The sequence below is a fragment of the Legionella fallonii LLAP-10 genome, assembly GCF_000953135.1.
In the GTDB taxonomy this organism is placed as follows: domain Bacteria; phylum Pseudomonadota; class Gammaproteobacteria; order Legionellales; family Legionellaceae; genus Legionella; species Legionella fallonii.
On record NZ_LN614828.1, the window covers coordinates 66,315 to 85,128 of the forward strand.

Here is an 18,814-nt window from a genome sequence, read left to right on the forward strand (position 1 = left end):
ATAAATGCACCGAGAATCTTTTCCACAAAAATATCTTCCAATACAAAACCGGAGGCTAATGTCTCGCATTTGATCTAAAATTGCTGCAATTAGGGGTTAATTCCATATAGCGCTGGTTTATCAGCATGACTCTCTATAACCCTTATGCAGTAAGGCTTGTAGAGCCAGCATTGATGGTTTCATCGTCCAACAGTAATTTCGCAACCTCATGAATATTAATAAGTTTTTCTGATTTGCAAAATGTAAATGTCCCAAGCATATTAAAATGTTGCCAAGCAACCGGTGATAATCGTTTAATTTCATTGCATTGATTATTAATTTCTAACATTTTGTCAGTTTTTCCTAACAATTGCTTGCCACTGATTTTGAGTATGGCTGAACGTAACTGATGAAATGCTTCACCCCTATTTAATGCACGGTGAACACAACGTCTCATTTCAACATCATCAATATATTTAAGCATATAAATGCTCATAATAATCTTATCAAACTCGATTAGTGCCTTTAAGGTAGAGTTTGTTTTGGTATAAGAGGATAGTTTTCTTATCACCGTACTTTGTGAGGTTTCTTTCATTGCAATGGATGCGATAATTCTTAAGATATTATCCCATTCATCAATAATTAATTGTTGGCTTATTTTTTTAGAGGGTTTTATTAAAAATTACTGTATTCGCTTGGCTTTTTAAAGGCAACAAGATTTTTGTCAGCTTTTCTGTTTATTTTGGTGAACCTCGGCATAAAATCATATCCAAACAAATACAGCAGTGCGAAATTAACTCGATTAATGCTATGCATGTCTCCAGATACGGCTGTAATCTTTAGATCGCTGATATTGTTATAAACAATATCTAGAACATGATGACTTTCATGCTCATTTGCACCAATTACCTTAGTATTAACAGGTAGATGATTAGCAATTAAACTATAAGAAACAACACCCTTTCCATAACCGAAATATTTTGTTGAGTACCTTGCCATAATGGTTTGATATTTTGTTTCTAATTTTTGTCCATCAAGACTTGCATGTATTCCATAGTCAGATAAATTGTAATATTCAAATATAGGTAGTTTCGCAATGTGATTAATAATTTGATCGCCAGCATCAACCAGCGAATCAAGCCGAATAAAAGTACCTTCAACATTATTTAAATCTTGAATACTTACATCAGAAGACTCAGCCAATCGCTTCTTCCCAATAGAGGCTCCTTGCGCTATAAGGTAGGCTTTGGCATGTTCAGGTTTTACCAATGTCTTAGTTCCTTTATTTAAAATGTGGCTAAAGCTATCAAAAAAACCTGTTGCTTGGGCTGTAAACTCAATGCCACTGGCAAGACTAACTGTTTCAAGTTTTTTATAAAAAGGGTTATTAGCGAGATCTTCTTTCTTTTTATAAGGTAGTCGCCAGATTAACTTATCCTCATCGACTTTAATGTTTTTATTCTGCTTTGAAACAATTCGGTGATTGACTCGCTTATATAGTCCGTCAATCTCTTTCTCCATAGCTTTAAGCAACTCAGCTATAGGCTTTAGAATTAGGCAATCCGATAAATTATCAAGTATTTTTGTTTTGTTCTTTAACCATGAATCCTTAGAAATTAACTCATCTTCCAATCGACGATAATTCACTGTGTCTGAAATAAACAGACTTCCAGAGTTTAGCTCTTTAGTAATTTGCTTGTACAGCATTACCTCATAACGTTTGATATCAACAAACTTAATTTTCTTTAATCCCTTGCCAGAAGATCGAACTGGTTTCTTATAAATTAAAAATTTTGTCATCCCTGATGGGACAAATGCGATGGGGACTCCAAGTGCCGGTGTATCCTCTACTTTGTCTTTACTATTTATTAGTTGCTTCATGAACTCAATTGCGTTACCTAAATCTGCATGTTGCTCAGAATTGAAGTCCAAAGCTGTAAAAATAGAGCTCAAATTTGTTTTAATAGCTCCAAATTCATTGTCGTAATAGCCCATGTATAGTCTCGTTCATCAATCGATGGATTTGCTAATTTTTCTGCAAATAAACTAAAATTCTTCTGCTCAATAATCTCATAGCAATTAGGCCTGATATAGTCAGGAACAATGTCATGATTGGCAATAATTTTTAGAATTTTACTTGCTGTTTTTCGAGCAGGATCTATTCCAAGCTTTGCTTCCAATACACCGGCTTATGCATGAGTTTTGGCAGAATCTTCATAAGTACCCATTTTGTGAATAAAAAATGAAGTCAGGTGATCGTTTAACTTAACAAAACGCTGCCAAACAAAGCAGATCAAATATAGTCGTGCCTTTTTTCTGTTTATTTTTTGAAGTATGTTGATGTCATAGAACTCAGCAAGCCCTGTATAATATTGAATATTCTGCCGTGAGATACTCAATAGGGGTATCACCATTTTTGCTTTATTGAATAAGGCGAGAATTTTTCTTTGTTTGGAGAGTTCTTTCTGCATTTCTTTAGTATTAAAATTTTTCGGATCTTTTTTCAACAAGGTTAAATTGTGAAATAGATCTTCCTTTGCCAATAAGCTATCAAGGTTAGCTTTTTCGATTTTATTTAATAGACGTTCTAATTTTAAAGTTAGTCTGTTTTCTTCACGACTAATAGCTTTTGAAACAATGCCCTGTAGGGTTGAATATTTAGGACGAATGATTTTATGTTGCTCACAAAACTCCAGGAGTTCATCGAAAATAAATTTTGGCTGCAAATCACGGGTGGTTAGCCTTTTGGCATAACGGTTAAAATTAGCAATAAATTCAGCATTTGAACGTTTGTACTTATAAATATCACAAATCATTTTTTGGGCGGCGTAATGTTTATTAATATCAATGTCTTTTTTGGGGAAGTTAGTCTCTGGAAAATGTTGATTGATAATATATAGCGTATCGTCTTTTACTTGCTGAAAGGTAAATTTATAAAAATTTCTAGTTGCCCTAAAATATCCTACTTGCAGAAGGTAATTGATTTTATTGTTTACAACAGTCTGTTTATTTAGATAAGCCTCATCCTCGGGCGTTATTTCAAATAATAATTGACGGTCTTCTTCATCAATTTTAGGCACATCGTAAAGTGAACTTATCTCTTCTTGAGATAAGATGGAAAGATGATCACTAATAGCCACAGGATTATTCCAAATTGAACTCAGTGAGTTTTTTTGGTCAGAGGAAGGAGTTAAAAAAAACGCTGCGGCCTGTTGTAAAAGCTGAAAAAACTTTACTCAAATAACTTATCATGATCTAATTTACTTTATTTTCAATACGTTATTTAAATTATGCTAGGTCAGCCAAAAGATATGAGCAAGGACGCTGACTATTTACTAATAGATAAATTAATCCCAGCAAATCATTTGTTAAGAAAAATAAATCACTGGTTTAATTTATCAATTGTTAATCAATTAACAGAAATGTATTATTGTCCCAATAATGGCAGACCCTCAATTCCACCTGAGCTGTATTTTAGAATAATGTTATTAGGAGCATTATTTGGTATCCACTCAACAAGGCGCCTTATTCAGGAAATCCAGTATAATATTGCCTATCGTTGGTTTTGTGGCTTAAGTTTAACGTCATCGATCCCTCATCATGCAAGCCTAAGTCGAATTAAAAAACGTTATCCTAGCGAAGTCTTTGAGCAACTCTTTATTGCCATTCTAGAACAATGTGTCAGTGCAGGCTTCCTTAATAAAAAAGACATTACTACGATGACTGATAGTTTGTTATTCAATGCCAATGCCTCATTAAACTCCATGCAACGAATAGACGAAACGGAAAGAAAGACTGAGATGTTAACTTATAAGCGGTTAGAAAAACGTAAATTGTTAAATAAAACCCACAGAAGCATTACCGATCCTGATGCCACACTTGCGTTTAAGCAAGGTACATCCCGAACTTTAAAATATAAAGCGCATGTGACGATAGAAAAAGAAAGTCGTCTCATTATTGCGATTAAAATCACAACAGGGGCTACTCATGATTCACAACCTTACTTAGAACAGCTTAATTATATTGAAAATCATTTAGGATTTAATATCAAAGAAACAGTGGCTGACAGAGCTTATGGGGTTGGACATATTATTTCAACATTACATACTTCAGGTATTGCCACAACGATTCCTTTATTTAGTACTCGTAGTGGTACGTCTGGACAGATTCCTGGGTTTTATTATGATACAGGAAAAGATTGCTATATTGGTCCAGCTAATTGTGAACTTAAACGTGCAAAAGCACTTTGTAATGATACAGCTACTTACCATTCGAAAGTGAACGATTGTTACAACTGCTCTTTTTCAAAAGAGTGTCAGGCCGCCAAAAAGAACAATGGTAAATTTCGCGTTATTACCAGGCATATTCATTCCGAATTATTTCAACAAGTTATTACAGCAATGAGCACTCAACCATTTAAACAAACATTAAGTGAACGCTTATGGAAAGTTGAAGGGATTATGAATGAGTTAAAACATTATCATGGCTTAGGAAAAGCACGTTATCGCGGTTTAGTTAATGTGCAGATTCAGTCGTATCTGGCAGCAATCGCTATCAACATCAAACGATTTGTCTTTTTCCTTTGCTTATTTTTTTTCAGCAAATTAATGGTCAAGAGAAAACCAGCTTTTACAACAGGCCGGCTGGTTAATATTAACTAAGCGATAATTTTACTAGTAACCAGAAAACAAAGGCTTTATAGTTAACAAAATTGGTTAATTCTATCAAAGTTAAAATAACTTATAAAGAGCTAATAAAATGAACGATGGATTAAAGTATGGATATGCCAGAGTATCAACTAAAGAGCAAAATTTAGATTTACAGGTTGACGCACTGACAAAAGCAGGTTGCCATAAAATATTTAGAGAGGTTGCAAAAGGAGCTAAAACCGACCGCCCTAAATTAAATGAATTGCTATCAGTGTTAAAATCAGGTGACACTTTAATCATATGGAAACTGGATCGGATGGGTCGGTCATTGCAGCATCTGATTACCACGTTTAATGAGTTAATAAAAAAAGGAATTGGGATTATTAGCATCCAAGACCCTATTGATGGGTGTTTTTACAGGAACGGGGCAAATGCGACCAAGACCACCTGTTTCTGTCATCAATTTAACCATTTCAAACTAAATCTAAAAATTTATCTACTGAACAACTTCACTGGTTCACGCCTATCATAAAGAGCCTTAAATATACTAATGACTATGCCGATTTAAAATTAATTACATCTTCTAATGAATAATCTGGGTCAATAGCACTTAACAAATTGCTGAGATCGTAAGTCCCGTGTAAGTTGGGGGTCCGGGTGAGTAAAACAGCCAGATCATTCCATTTGAATATTCGGTAATGAAGATCATAATATTTTTGAAGGCACAAAATTTAATGAGTTTTGGAAGTAATTTTGATTGGGTACTTAAGAGGATGATAGTCGGACAATTCAATATCATGTTAGAATGTCAGACCTAAGAATTGATTTATAAAAATGCTGTCATTTTCTGAGCGGCATCTTTAATAAAGTCATCTGCGTCGATTTTTTCATTTCCAGCTATAATATGATTCTCATTATCAAAAGTCATGCTCAATTTTCCAGATGGAAATAATCCTTCAGGAATACCAGCTTCGTTTGCTGCTTGTTTTAATAAACCTTCAGGATGATCTTCTAATCTTAAACAAAGAGTATCCTCTGCATCAATGAGTAAAGAGTCTAGGATATTCATAAATTTTAATGACCAGGTAGGATTTTCTGTTTCCAGTTTCTCAAGATAGCCTCGTCTATCCATCGCTTCCATTGAAGCCATAAAAGAAGGTAAACCCGATTTACTAGCTATTAGCGCTTTAGGGTTTAGTTCACCCGTTAGAATCTGATTCCAATATAATGACGCTGCATTACGCTGCTCTCCAGTAATCTTCATAATAACACCTCTCTAACATTATTAATAATTCATCCGTTCCACCTAGCCAAAGGCTAGTCCATAATAATCCTTTAAAGAGGTGTAATAATACCACAATTGTGATCTTTTTATAATCAGAAACTAATAGCAGGATGGGATTCGAATAAATAATCCTATGAAACTAATCGTATAATAATCATTATGCGATTAGTTACCCTTCGACTCATCGCATAATTGGTTTTATTGTGGTAGATTATCGTATTAAAATCTAATCGCATAATTATTAATGAGCAAAAACACGTATATTGAAAATTACATCGCTTATCAAAAATCGACTGATAAATCACCAGCAACGTTGGCGAGTTATCGTAGCGACCTAATCCAATTTGCTATTTGGTTTGAATCAATCAATGGTGTCGAAATGAAATTGATTAACATTACGCCAACTGATGCACGCCAATACAAGCAACATTTGATTGATTCAAATCTCAGGCCGCCAACTATTAATCGACGGTTGTTATCACTGAAATATTTTTTGGGGTGGGGATGGGAAACAAAGAAAATAAAATATCGATTCCCACTGCCAAAGACAGTGAAACAATCACAGTCGATGCCTAAGTGGCTAACCCGTTCCCAGCAAAATCAATTACTTCGTCACGTAGAGCAGTATGGCAACAAAAGAGATGCTGCCATTGTGAAAATATTGTTGAATACAGGCTTACGTGTCAGTGAATTGTGCGACATGCAATGGGCGCATATCACCATGAGTGAGCGTAAAGGCAGGTTGCAGGTTAATGCTGGCAAAGGATGCAAGTATCGTGAGATCCCATTAAATAAGGATGTACGCCTTGCTTTATATAATTTGGATTATACAATACATGCTGGCAGTGACGCCTTTGTTTTTAAAGGTCAACGTGGCGCGCTTAGTCCACGAGGTGTGCAGTTGATGCTAAATCGGCTACGTATTCCTGATGAGCTTGGTGTTATCTCGCCCCATCACTTTAGACACACGTTTTGTAAAAATTTGGTTGATGCAGGGATCAGTTTGGAAAAAGTGGCTATGTTGGCTGGGCATGAACGATTAGATACAACAAAATTATACTGTCAACCGTCATTTGCTGATCTAAGCGACGCTGTTGAAAAAATCGGAGAACTTGATTAATGCGTTTGATGGATGTACTGCCCAGCAAAGAGGCCAAGCGTTTTAGCCAACCGCCAACGTTTAATGGTGATGACCGAAAAAATCATTTCAAGGTAGACGAGCCTCTTCGCGAATCCATTGATAATGCCAAGCAAACCGATAGCCAAATTGGCCTATTGCTTCAGTACGGCTATTTTAAAGCCAGCGGAAAATTTTTCACAAGTAAGTCATTTAAATCGAGTGATATCAAATTTGTATCAAAAATACTCGGTGTAGCGCCTCCAACGGATTTTCTAGAAAAATACACTGATCGTATGCACCAAAAGCATCGATTATTAATTCTTGATATTTCCGGACATGTTGACTTTGGAAGTGCTATTCAATTTTTTGAGGAATCAGTAGCCGATATGGTTGATAAGCAAATGCACCCACGTAAAATGTTTTATGTGCTTGTTGAGCAACTGCGTCAGAAAAAAATTGAACTGCCAAGCTATGACCGGATTACCAGGACAATCACAGATAAATTTCATGACTTTGAAAAAAATATCATACAAACGATGGCAGATCTGATCTCGCCGGCACAAGTAGAAGCATTAGAGCAACTGACGATGACCACTGACAATCATTATGATAGATCGTTGCTGACTCGGTTAAAAGTTATCACTCAATCCTTGAGGCCTGCCAAAATAAAAAGCGGTATACGTAGTTTTCTTATCATCAAAAAGCTTCACGAAGAAATAATCCCTATTATTGAAAAATTGACTTTATCAACAGAGGCAACCAAATATTACGCACAGTGGGTAATCAAGGCTAAAACCACACAGATTGCAGAGATGACCGAGTCCCATAAGCGACATTTATACTTAATGTCTTTCATTGACCACAGCTATAAAATTTGGCAAGACACGTTGGTTGATATGCTGTTAAAAAGCGTTCAGCAACAATTAAATAAAGCTGAACGCATTGTCGGTAAGATGTTAATCGATCGCATGCCAGAAAAAAATCGACTGACCGCCTCTATTCTATCTGGGCTTGATGACTCACAAGGCACCGTTAATGCCGTTCGAGTCGTTGTGCACGATCCTGCATTGAGTAATGATGACAAAATTTTAAAACTATACCAGATCGTTCCCAGTCAGGAAAAAGATGCGCCCTTGAGCAAAACAGACGAAGATTCAGAGAAGCTAAAACGCCAACTCGAAGCAGAAAAAACGCAGAACGACGAATTTGATGTGTTGAGTAGTTTGTCCAGAAAACTGCAAAATCGCGTGTCTGATATTGTGAAACACTTGAAATTTGAAGCGTGCAAAGGCGCAGAAGACCTTTACTCTGCTATCGAGCACTACCAATCAGCGAAAAAAATCACATCAACGGCACCCGACTCATTTTTAAGTGATCTTGAGTACACCGCGATTCATCGAGATGAAAAATTCAATGTGTCACTTTATAAAGCTGTACTTTTTTGCAAAATTGCTGCTGCAATTAAATGCGGCCAAATCAGTCTGGTTTATTCTTATCGATACCTTTCAATTGATTCTTATTTGATCTCAGAGAGATACTGGAAAGAGCATAAAGCGCACTTGTTAGAGAAGCTTGGATTGGAACAATTTAGCGACATTGAGGCAATGTTGCCCGCATTTCGTGGTATTTTAGACAAGCAATTTATAGATGTAAATCAGGGTATTCTCAATGGCGCGAACAAATACATTACCATTCAGAAGGACGGTAGCTTTTCTGTCCATACACCCGCAGTTGAAAAGCCAGACTATGATTCCATTTCACTGATTATTGGTAACGACAGATATATTCCAATTTTACAAATGATGGCTGAAATGAATACGTTGACAACATTTACATCTAATTTCAAGCACCATAAAATTAAGGGTGCGGCGGGTGCGCCAAATAACGAAATTTTTTATGCTGGTCTGTTTGGTTTGGCGAGCAATATAGGCTTGCATAAATTGGCTAACACCGCAGTTGGAATTAACTACAACACGTTGTCAAACACGGTGAATTGGTATTTTTCATTAGAAAATTTACATGCTGTAAACCAGTCCCTGACTGATCTGATGGGTAAGCTGTGGTTGCCTGAAAAATTTAAACGCGAAAAACATCTACTGCACACCTCCAGCGATGGGAAAAAACAATGTGTGTCGGCTGAGTCATTAAATGCTAACGAATCGTTCAAATATTTTGGTAATGGCAAAGGTTCGAGTGTTTATCGATTTATCGATGAACGCGGGATTTTATTCTATTCTACTGTATTCAGTAGCTCAGAACGGGATGCGGCTTACGTCATTGACGGACTGCTCCACAACGATGCGGTTGCTAGCAATATACATTCAACGGATACACATGGTTATACCGAAATGGTTTTTGCTGTATCCCATTTAATTGGTGTGACGTTTGCTCCGCGAATAAAAGATCCCTCCGCGCAAATTTTAGTTAGTTTCAGCAAAATAAAATCCGAGTTAACCACTAAAGGCTATCCAATTAAACCAACTTATTATGTCAACGAACACCGGATCAGACGTAATTGGGACAATATATTGCGTCTGATTGCCACGATAAAACTTCGTGAGCACCGTGCGTCGACGATACTGAAACGATTAGGTGAGTATTCCAATCAACACCCACTACAAGAGGCATTAAAAGAATTTGGCCGGGTCATCAAGTCAATTTTTATGCTGAAATATTTTGATGACGTAGAATTACGGCAGACAATCGAAAAACAACTAAACAAGGGTGAGCTGGCCAATAAATTTTCCGGAGCAATCTCATTTGCAGATCAAAATATACTGGAGGCGCACAGTGAGGATCAAGAGATTTCAGTAATGTGCAGAACAATTATCCAAAATATCATTATTCTGTGGAATTACATTGAATTAACCAAAATCATTATGAGATCAGATGTCGATGAACGAGCTTTATTGCTTGAAAATATTCTCAGCGCATCGATATTAACCTGGCGACATGTCAACTTGCACGGGACTTACGATTTCAGTAATTTGTTAAGTGCTAACGACCCTGATTATTCATTGGATGATGTAATTAATTTTAAATCGGCATAGTCATTGGCATATTTAAGGCTCTTTATGACAGGCGCATATGACCAAGTTATGCGATTAGATTGCAATGAAGGCTATAGTGGCTAATCCCTTATGTAGCATAGGGTTTTAGTTTGTTTTTGGGTGTTAGCTAGTAAAATTTTTCAGTAGATAAAATTTTAGATTTAGTCTGAAATGGTTAAATTAATGACAGAAATAGGTGGTCTTGGTCGCATTTGCCCCGTTCCTGTAATAACACCCAATTATCAATCGCTTCCATGAACGCATTTTTTAACTGATTAGCCACGGTTGCCTGAAAAGTAATTACCGTCTGCGTATTAATTATTTCTCCAAAAAACAATTCATTGAGATCGTCAAATACCACATGTCCAATGTAGCCTTTATACTGCAACATAACGACCTCCTGACTCATGTAACAAGCGTCCTATTTACACCCTTTAATCACTTAATCAACAGGTCACTTTCGGCCAAATGACTCTTTTTCATATAGCTTTTATGAGAATTCAGCAATCGTAAACCATTTGCCACCACAATTAAACTAGCACCCATATCAGCAAATACAGCCATCCACAAGGTAGCTAATCCACTAAGAGCTAAAATAAAGAACACCAATTTAATAATCAGGGATAGGCTGATGTTTTGCTGTAGAATACGAGACGTTTTACGACTTAAGTGAATGTATAAAGGCAGCATCGCCAGATTATCATTCATTAAAGCGACATCGGCTGTTTCTAAAGCAGTATCAGTGCCTTTTCCCATAGCAAAACTTATAGTAGCTGCAGCCAAGGCTGGGGCATCATTAATTCCATCACCGACCATCCCTACTGCTTTATATTCCTTCAGAAGAAGACCAATAGCCTTCATTTTGTCTGTAGGTAATACATTCGCTTGTACTTCATCAATTCCTACAAGCGTTGCAATAGCACGAGCGGTAATGGCATTATCTCCGGTGAGCATCGCAGTTTTTATGCCTTGTTGATGCAAGGCTTCAATAGCCTTCTGACTGGTAGGACGAAGTGTATCTGCTACAGCAAAAATCGCTAAAACCTGAGTCTTATTGCTTAAGATCACGGTTGTTTTCCCTTCTTCTTCCAATCGTTCGAGCGCTTGTTCAACTCCCAAACTACAGACCTCATTATCCTCTGCTAATTGATGATTACCTACATAATAAAGTTCTTGGTCAACCAGGCCTTTAACACCACGTCCTGGCAATGCGCTAAATTGATCGATAAAGAGCATCTCTGCATCAGGTTGCTCTTGATGCCAATAGGCCACCAATGCGTTGGCCACGGGGTGTTCTGAGTGAGAGTCAAGACTTGCGGCCAATAGTAATAACTCGTTCTTTGTATGGTTTTTATCATAAGCAATAAAATCGGTAACTACCGGTTTTCCTTCAGTTAATGTGCCTGTTTTATCCAGGGCAATTAATTTTAAGCGATATCCATTTTCTAAATAACTTCCCCCTTTAATGAGTATCCCGCTCTTTGCTGCAGCGGCTAAACCACTGACCACTGTAACAGGTGTCGAGATAACTAAAGCACAAGGACACGCAATGACCAGTAAGGTTAATGCTTTATAGATCCAATCATAAAAGGGATAGCCAAATACCAAGGGTGGGATGAGGGCGATTAGAACGGCAATGAGGACCATTATTGGGGTATAGTATCTCGCAAATTGATCGACAAATCGCTGAGTTGGCGCACGCTCACTTTGTGCTTGTTCAATCGCTTTGCCAATTTTTGCGAGTAGGGTATCCCCTGAAGCATTACTCACTTTGACCTCAAACGAACCATGTTCATTGAGTGTTCCAGCATATACACTATCCCCTACTCGTTTACTCACCGGCATTGATTCTCCAGTAATAGGCGCTTGATTCACCGTACTTTGACCTGAAATCAAATGACCATCGAGAGGAATACGCTCACCGGGTTTTACTCTAAATACGGCACCAGGTTGTACTTCCGTGACGAGAAGTGTTTGCCATTGACCGTTCTCCATTTTAACAAGAGCGACCTCGGGGGCAATTTCCATTAAACTTCGAATTGCCTGACGTGCCTTATCTAAGGAATAACGCTCAATACGTTCAGCCAGTGCAAATAAAACGGTCACCATTGCCGCTTCTGGCCAGGCACCAATAAAAACAGCACCCGTTATGGCAATTAACATTAAGCTGTTAATGTTCATCGCTTTCGTGCGTAAAGCAATCCACCCTTTTTTAATGGTTGCAGGACCACTTAACGTTATAGCGAATAAGGCAGGAACAATGACCCAAATGGATTGTTCTGATGCAAAATAATACGCAGCTAACTCTGAAAAAAGTGCAAATAATCCAGCAATGCCAATGGCACCCCAAGACGCATCAATACCAAAACGCTTGCCCTTTTGGTCTGACACATTGCTACTTTTAGGACGAACGCTCATACCCAGGCTTTCAATTTTTTGCTGAATGGGCTCAATAGTGGGTAAACAATGGTGTACGGTTACTTCTTCCGCGATGAAATTAAAATCTAATTGTTTTATTTCAGGTATAGTTTGTAATTGCTTTCTGATTAATTGTTCCTCAGAAGGACAATCAAGTCCTGCAACAAAAAAGGTCGTTAATGTTAAAGGTGTGGTCATAGTTAACACTCCCAAATAGGCCTTGTTACACCAGTTAAGATATCCAACACCCTGTTTTCAAAGACGTGTTCCATTAGAACAATCCTATTCACTGTCCGTCTCTTCGGTAAAGTGCTTCAGCATGTCATCTAAAATACAGCGTACATGCGCATCATAAATACTGTAATAAATGTGTTTACCTTCTCGGTTAGCAACGAGCAGTCGAGCCGAACGAAGTAAACTCAAATGATGACTGGTTAGTGGTACCGATAATTGTAATTGTTGTGCCAGTTCAGAAACAGACTGAGCACCGTCTAAACAAGTCACCAAAAGTCTTAAGCGATTAGGTTCACCCATTAAATGTAAAATATCGCTTAGCGTTACAATTTGATCGTGAGTTAGCATAATGACTTAAACAGTTAAACAAGTATTTAACTATTACTATAGCTAAATACCGTGTTTTGTCAAATTCACTCTGGCTTTTTTTGTGGACTGAGTTGCCCTTTTTTACGGCGGTCATGAAACATGAAATATAGTCCTGGTAAAACCAACAGGGTCAAGAAAGTGGATGAAATAATCCCGCCAATAACTACTGTTGCCAAAGGGCGTTGCACCTCAGAACCGGTACCTGTTGCAAGTGCCATAGGCACAAAACCCAAGGAGGCGACTAACGCGGTCATCAATACTGGGCGAAGTCTTGCTAGTGAGCCTTGCAATACCGCATCTTTTAAATAAAACTTGTTCTGTTCTCTTAGCTTTTTGATAAAGGTAATCATCACCAGTCCATTTAATACAGCAACACCCGATAATGCAATAAATCCAACACCTGCTGAAATGGACAAAGGGATACCTCTTAACCATAAGGCAAAGATACCCCCCGTTAATGCCAGGGGGATCCCAGAGAACACCAACAGCGCATCCTTTACACTGCCAAAGCTCATAAACAGCAACAAGAAAATGGTCACCAAGGTGATGGGAATAACAATTTGTAGCCGAGAAGAGGCCGATTGCAACTGCTCAAACTGACCACCCCAAGTAATCCAATAGCCACTAGGTATTTTAACATTTTGTTCAATACGTTGTTTTGCATCCAATACAAAGGAGCTGAGATCCCGACCTCGAACATTCGCACTAACAACCACTCGACGCTTGCCTATTTCCCGGCTAATTTGATTTGGACTTTCGCTGCGCGTCAGTTTTGCAACCTCACTCAATGGAATAAAATGACGCATACCGTCTTTAGATAGGGGTAATGGAATAAAAACCTGTTTTAGCACGTCCGGGTCAAGCCGCAATGATTCCGGTAAGCGAACCACTAAGTCAAAGCGCTTATCCCCTTCAAAGAGTTCCCCACCTTTTTTACCACCGGTAGCGATGACAACCGCGTCTTGGACGGTACCAATTTGTAAGCCATAGCGTGCCAGTGCATCTCGATTAATGTCCACTGTCAGCAAAGGAAGGCCGCTGACTTGCTCCACCTTCACATCCGCAGCGCCCGGTGTTTTTTCAAGTTGGGCATCAATTTTTTCAGCAATTTTTAATAGAGTATTCATGTCATCGCCAAACACTTTCACAGCCACATCGCTTCGAACACCAGAAATTAATTCGTTAAACCGCATTTGAATGGGTTGGGTAAATTCATAGTTATTCCCTGGGATTTTTTTTATGGCCTCTTCAATTTCTTGCACCAACTCTTGTTTGGTTTTTTTAGGATTTGGCCACTCGTCACGTGGCTTTAGCATGATAAAGGTATCTGCCGCATTAGGCGGCATAGGGTCTGTTGCCACTTCGGCAGTCCCAATCTTAGCAAACACGCTGTTAACCTCAGGAAATTGCTTTACCCTTTTTTCCACCATATCCTGCATGGCAATGGATTGGGTGAGACTGGTTCCCGGTATGCGCATGACCTGCATGGCAATGTCTCCTTCATCAAGGCTTGGAATAAATTCGCCACCCAGACGAAAAGCAATAATAAGGCTTACAACCACTAAAACACCAGCACTGCTAACCACCCAAATTCGCGCATGAAAGCACCGCCTTAGGGCGCGCTCATAGCCTTGGGAAATATAATGGACTAACCAGTTTTGCTTTTCCTGAACGCGTCCGCGCAAGAAAATAGCAATAGCCGCCGGGATAAAGGTTAAGGCAAAAAGCATGGAGGCCATCAGCGCAATAATCACCGTTTCAGCCATGGGCAAAAACATTTTCCCTTCAACGCCTGTGAGTGTGAGGATAGGCAAGTACACGACCGTGATAATGAACACCCCAAAAATACTAGGACGAATGACTTCAGTGGTTGCATAGGCAATGACTTTTAATCGTTCTTCAAGGGTCAAAAGCCGCTTTAGTTCGTGCTGTTTTTCTCCTAAATATTTGATGCAATTTTCAACAATAATCACCGCGCCATCAACAATCAAGCCAAAATCAAGAGCCCCTAAGCTCATGAGGTTTGCGCTGATTTTATTCGTCACCATACCTGAAATGGTCAGCAACATGGACAGAGGGATAACCATCGCAGTAATAAGGGCGGCGCGAATATTGCCTAAAAACACAAAGAGAATGATGCAAACTAATAAAGCCCCTTCAAGGAGATTTTTTTTCACGGTATTAATGGTCGCATTAACCAACAATGTACGGTTATAAACGGTCACTGCTTCAACGCCATCTGGAAGTGATTTATTGATTTCTTTCATTTTGGTAGCCACCCGCTCTGAAACAGTGCGGCTGTTTTCTCCCAACAGCATAAATACTGTTCCTAACACCACTTCCTTGCCATTTTCTGTGGCAGCTCCTGTACGTAGCTCCTTGCCCAGCGCTACATCGGCCACATCACGAATACGTACTGGCGTTCCTTCAAAGCTTGCCACCACAATATTGTCAATATCAGGAATATTTTGTACTTGCCCTGGAACTCGGATAAGACTTTGCTCTCCATTACGCTCAATGTATCCCGCGCCTACATTCGCATTATTGCGCTGAAGTGCTTCAACCACATCGGTTAGACTTAAGTTGTAACGCACTAATTTTGCAGGATCGGGCGTAATATGAAATTGTTTTTCATACCCCCCGATCGTATTAACCTCGGCAACGCCCTCTACGTTGCGCAACTGAGGCTTAATAATCCAATCTTGAATCGTGCGCAGTTCTGTTGGATTGTATTGTTGTTTCTCTGGAAGGTTGGGTTTGTTGGTTACCGTGTACATAAAAATTTCTCCAAGTCCTGTGGAGATGGGGCCTAAGGAGGTTTCAACTTCGGGTGGTAATTTATTCTTTACTTCCTGCAAGCGCTCATTGATTAATTGACGCGCAAAATAGATGTCTGTTCCATCTTTAAAAATCACCGTGATTTGGGATAGACCATAACGAGAAAGAGAGCGGGTATAATCTAAATGAGGCAACCCACTCATCGCTAATTCAATAGGAAAAGTAATGCGTTGCTCGACCTCGAAGGGCGAGTAGCCTGAGGCTTGGGTATTAATTTGCACCTGCACATTGGTAATATCAGGAACCGCATCAATGGGAAGCCTTTGAAAGTTATAGACGCCAAAGAGTGCTATAACCAATGTAAACAACAGGATAAACCAACGGTGTCTTAGTGAAAATCGGATGATTTTTTCGAGCATCTTTTATCCTTAGTCGTCATGGCTTGCGCCTTCCTTGCCAAGCTCCGCTTTAATATAAAAACTGTTTTGAGTGACATACTTCTGCCCTGCATCCAGTCCTGACAGGATTTCAATCCATTGCGAATCTTTTTGCCCAAGAACCACAGGCGTTGCTTCAAAATAATCACCTTGTTGTACATAGACTACATCTTGGTCACCAATACGCTGAATCGCTGAAAGAAGTACGGCGACTGGTACTGTCTTTTCTTTAATTATAATTTCCCCATTAACATACATGCCGGGCAACCAAAGACGATTTTCATTGAGTAAAACAGCACGTGCCAATGTAGTTTGACTGTCCTCAATACCAAGAGGAGCTATATAGGATATAGTACTGCTCGAATTAGGCTTGCCTTCATCACCTGTTACCCTAATAACCATACCTTGTTTCACCAGTGGTGCATCTTTGCGGTATAAACTAAAATCAGCCCAAACATTACTTAAATTCGCCACATCATAAATAGGTTTGGTGGTTTGTGCCAACTCACCATTAGTTACGTATTTTTGGACGATGGTGCCGGTAATAGGGGCGTTAATCGTATAGTTTTGTAAGCTTTCATTGCTTTCAATAGTTACCAGCGGTTCGCCTTTCGTGATTTCTTCGCCTAAATTCTTATTCATCGACTTAATTATGCCGGCATAACGCGCATAAATAGGTGCCATCGTATCTCGGTTAGGGACTATTTTGCCCACGACTTTGATTTGTGTTTTTATAATCTGGCTTTCTGCAGTTTCTGTTTGAATGTCCGCGGCTTTAAGCGTGGCTGGCAGCAGTTTTACGCGTCCTTCATAGCTTGCGTAGTTCCATTCATACGATGCTCCAGATAACACTAATTTAACTGAGACATCGAACGAATGAGGCTCTTGAATCACTTGATTACTTTGCAAGTAGTCCTCAATAGGAATAAACGTAATGTCTTCTTTTTTCTGATTAAAACGGGTTAGTTGTACCGTAAGCTTGGCTTGGCTTGGAGAAATTAGTGTATCGTTTTGATAAATATAGGCGCGAAAATGAGGAGGCATACCCCGATTAAATAACTGAAGCTCAAGACTTAGCGCTCCTTTTTTAAGTAAACGGCCGCCTGCTGGCCCCTTCTCTATGGGCTCTTCTTTCTTCTCCTCCTGAGGCACATTAGATTCATTAGAGCAGCCTGAGATAAAACTAAAACTTACCCAAAAAATGATGAGCATAAACAAAGTTTTAAATAGCAGTCGGTTCATTTACTCTCCTTAGTGGGATGTAATCCCAAGAGTCCTGTGAGCTGGATTAAGGTTTTATGATAATCCGCATGAGCTTGTTGGTAATGGCGCTCCTCTTCAAACAAGGTGTTTAAAGAAAGTGACAATTCAAGGTAGGTGTAACGTCCCATTTTATAACCTTCTTGGGCTAATTTAATCGATTTACGCGCCAAAGGAAGTAGGGAATTGGTTACCAAATTGGCTTCATATTGGCTCTGCTGAGCTTGCAAGAAGGCGGTATAAACAGTTTGTCTCACATCAAGGCGTGTGCCTTGATACAGATGGGCAGTCTGCGTGTATTGGGCTTCTGCAGTAAGAATTTTTCCTTGATTTCTATTGTATACCGGCACCTCAGCATTAACTGAGGCCACCACCGCATTAGAACCGTCGTCTTCAAAATGTCGTCCGCCCAATTGCACATTTAAGTCAGGCCATACGGCCTTTTTAACGGCAGTGATGGTAGCACGCTTGGCTTGTAATTGGATTTGTACTTGTTGTAATTGCGGGCTTTGTGGCAGTTTCTTAATTAACTCTGGCCATTTCAATGTCACATCAGGAAGCCCTTTATCGACTAAACGACGGTCTTCTCGCAAACCATCACCCAAAAGGCGCGATAATTTGGCGCGTTGAGCCAGTGTATCTCGACCTGCTTTTTTCTCTTGAATGCGCGCATCACCTAGTCGCACTTGAGCTAACCGTAAATCCAGTTCCGCGCCAGCGCCTGCTTTTACCCGTCTATCAATAGCGGCTACAATATCCTCGTTGACACGAGTCAATTTTTTCGTAACCTCATGCCACTGACCTGCATACAAAGCATCTACATAAGCGGTGCCTACATTCATGTATAACGTGACCTTATATACCTGAATTTGTGCTAAAGAAGCGAGGTAATCACCATACGTAGCTCTTTGTTGATAATACAGACGGTTTCCTAAAGGGATAGGTTGGGTAATGGATGCTGTGGTTTCTGCGGCTTCATAGCTTGAATAAGAACCTGAACCACCAAAGTTTTCTGCGGTTAAGGTCACTTGGGGATTAGGGTAGAGTCCGCTTTGAATGAAGTACCCACGCATGGCATGCGCTTTATCAATTTCAGCCTGCAATTCTGGATTGTTACGATAAGCAATATCGACTGCTTCTTTAAATGTTAGGAGGTGAGCAGCCATCACTTCGTTGAACACAAAGATGCATAAAAACCCAAGCACTCCTCTTGAAAAATAAAGCATTCCCTACCT

Annotated in this window: 15 protein-coding genes; 4 read left to right on the forward strand and 11 right to left on the reverse strand. The window is 39.2% G+C overall.

The annotated features are described in order from the left end of the window. Positions 1-142: 142 nt before the first annotated feature. The 4 genes from LFA_RS20515 to LFA_RS17770 are packed head-to-tail and all read right to left on the reverse strand — an operon-like array spanning position 143 to position 3,119. Complete coding sequence (locus tag LFA_RS20515) at positions 143-655, reverse strand: Tn3 family transposase (RefSeq protein WP_084602254.1); 513 nt, start codon at positions 653-655, stop codon at positions 143-145. Then, positions 655-1,974, reverse strand: a complete 1,320-nt coding sequence (locus LFA_RS20520) for a Tn3 family transposase (protein ID WP_045097786.1) — start codon at positions 1,972-1,974, stop codon at positions 655-657. The genes LFA_RS20515 and LFA_RS20520 overlap by 1 nt, the downstream gene beginning before the upstream one ends. Next, positions 1,929-2,159 (reverse strand): hypothetical protein, encoded by a 231-nt coding sequence (locus LFA_RS17765; protein WP_045097787.1) that lies wholly within the window; start codon positions 2,157-2,159, stop codon positions 1,929-1,931. Before LFA_RS17765 ends, LFA_RS20520 begins: the two co-directional genes overlap by 46 nt. Before the next feature lie 9 nt (positions 2,160-2,168). Then, positions 2,169-3,119, reverse strand: coding sequence for a DUF4158 domain-containing protein (locus LFA_RS17770; protein ID WP_045097788.1), 951 nt, complete (start codon positions 3,117-3,119; stop codon positions 2,169-2,171). Between the two features lie 150 nt (positions 3,120-3,269). On the opposite strand from LFA_RS17770, the gene LFA_RS17775 reads away from it, so the two are divergent. Beyond that, positions 3,270-4,640 (forward strand): IS1182 family transposase, encoded by a 1,371-nt coding sequence (locus LFA_RS17775; RefSeq protein WP_045097789.1) that lies wholly within the window; start codon positions 3,270-3,272, stop codon positions 4,638-4,640. A gap of 97 nt (positions 4,641-4,737) precedes the next feature. Beyond that, positions 4,738-5,160: a recombinase family protein gene (locus LFA_RS17780; protein WP_052674068.1), complete on the forward strand. Its 423-nt coding sequence runs from the start codon at positions 4,738-4,740 to the stop codon at positions 5,158-5,160. Between the two features lie 294 nt (positions 5,161-5,454). Here LFA_RS17780 and LFA_RS17785 read toward each other — a convergent pair whose 3' ends face one another. Then, entirely contained in the window at positions 5,455-5,892 is a 438-nt protein-coding gene (locus LFA_RS17785) for a hypothetical protein (protein WP_045097790.1), read from the reverse strand. A 265-nt stretch (positions 5,893-6,157) separates the two neighbouring features. Between LFA_RS17785 and LFA_RS17790 the strand changes: the two genes are divergently transcribed. Both LFA_RS17790 and LFA_RS19110 read left to right on the forward strand, forming a co-directional pair. Continuing rightward, a complete protein-coding gene (locus LFA_RS17790; RefSeq protein WP_045097791.1) occupies positions 6,158-7,033 on the forward strand; it encodes a tyrosine-type recombinase/integrase in 876 nt (291 codons plus the stop codon). Next, a complete protein-coding gene (locus tag LFA_RS19110; protein WP_052674069.1) occupies positions 7,033-10,083 on the forward strand; it encodes a Tn3 family transposase in 3,051 nt (1,016 codons plus the stop codon). Before LFA_RS17790 ends, LFA_RS19110 begins: the two co-directional genes overlap by 1 nt. A 175-nt stretch (positions 10,084-10,258) precedes the next feature. Here the strand turns inward: LFA_RS19110 and LFA_RS17800 are convergent, their stop codons facing one another. From LFA_RS17800 to LFA_RS17825, 6 genes are all read right to left on the reverse strand, one after another. Further along, positions 10,259-10,474 (reverse strand): hypothetical protein, encoded by a 216-nt coding sequence (locus LFA_RS17800; RefSeq protein WP_052674070.1) that lies wholly within the window; start codon positions 10,472-10,474, stop codon positions 10,259-10,261. 47 nt (positions 10,475-10,521) lie between these two features. Beyond that, positions 10,522-12,699, reverse strand: coding sequence for a heavy metal translocating P-type ATPase (locus LFA_RS17805; RefSeq protein WP_045097792.1), 2,178 nt, complete (start codon positions 12,697-12,699; stop codon positions 10,522-10,524). Between the two features lie 84 nt (positions 12,700-12,783). Next, the gene (locus tag LFA_RS17810; protein WP_045097793.1) at positions 12,784-13,083 is read right to left on the reverse strand and encodes an ArsR/SmtB family transcription factor; all 300 of its coding nucleotides are present in this window, start codon (positions 13,081-13,083) and stop codon (positions 12,784-12,786) included. A gap of 65 nt (positions 13,084-13,148) precedes the next feature. Beyond that, positions 13,149-16,301: a CusA/CzcA family heavy metal efflux RND transporter gene (locus tag LFA_RS17815; protein ID WP_045097794.1), complete on the reverse strand. Its 3,153-nt coding sequence runs from the start codon at positions 16,299-16,301 to the stop codon at positions 13,149-13,151. Positions 16,302-16,310: 9 nt separating this feature from the next. Continuing rightward, the gene (locus LFA_RS17820; protein ID WP_045097795.1) at positions 16,311-17,561 is read right to left on the reverse strand and encodes an efflux RND transporter periplasmic adaptor subunit; all 1,251 of its coding nucleotides are present in this window, start codon (positions 17,559-17,561) and stop codon (positions 16,311-16,313) included. Then, a complete protein-coding gene (locus LFA_RS17825; protein WP_045097796.1) occupies positions 17,558-18,805 on the reverse strand; it encodes a TolC family protein in 1,248 nt (415 codons plus the stop codon). Before LFA_RS17825 ends, LFA_RS17820 begins: the two co-directional genes overlap by 4 nt. Positions 18,806-18,814: the final 9 nt, after the last annotated feature.

Coding starts and splice junctions, on each gene's coding strand:
- LFA_RS20520 (WP_045097786.1), bottom strand. CDS start 1,974: ATGGGCTATTACGACAATGAATTTGGAGCTATTAAAACAAATTTGAGC.
- LFA_RS17775 (WP_045097789.1), top strand. CDS start 3,270: ATGCTAGGTCAGCCAAAAGATATGAGCAAGGACGCTGACTATTTACTA.
- LFA_RS17780 (WP_052674068.1), top strand. CDS start 4,738: ATGAACGATGGATTAAAGTATGGATATGCCAGAGTATCAACTAAAGAG.
- LFA_RS17785 (WP_045097790.1), bottom strand. CDS start 5,892: ATGAAGATTACTGGAGAGCAGCGTAATGCAGCGTCATTATATTGGAAT.
- LFA_RS17790 (WP_045097791.1), top strand. CDS start 6,158: ATGAGCAAAAACACGTATATTGAAAATTACATCGCTTATCAAAAATCG.
- LFA_RS19110 (WP_052674069.1), top strand. CDS start 7,033: ATGCGTTTGATGGATGTACTGCCCAGCAAAGAGGCCAAGCGTTTTAGC.
- LFA_RS17800 (WP_052674070.1), bottom strand. CDS start 10,474: ATGTTGCAGTATAAAGGCTACATTGGACATGTGGTATTTGACGATCTC.
- LFA_RS17805 (WP_045097792.1), bottom strand. CDS start 12,699: ATGACCACACCTTTAACATTAACGACCTTTTTTGTTGCAGGACTTGAT.
- LFA_RS17810 (WP_045097793.1), bottom strand. CDS start 13,083: ATGCTAACTCACGATCAAATTGTAACGCTAAGCGATATTTTACATTTA.
- LFA_RS17815 (WP_045097794.1), bottom strand. CDS start 16,301: ATGCTCGAAAAAATCATCCGATTTTCACTAAGACACCGTTGGTTTATC.
- LFA_RS17820 (WP_045097795.1), bottom strand. CDS start 17,561: ATGAACCGACTGCTATTTAAAACTTTGTTTATGCTCATCATTTTTTGG.
- LFA_RS17825 (WP_045097796.1), bottom strand. CDS start 18,805: ATGCTTTATTTTTCAAGAGGAGTGCTTGGGTTTTTATGCATCTTTGTG.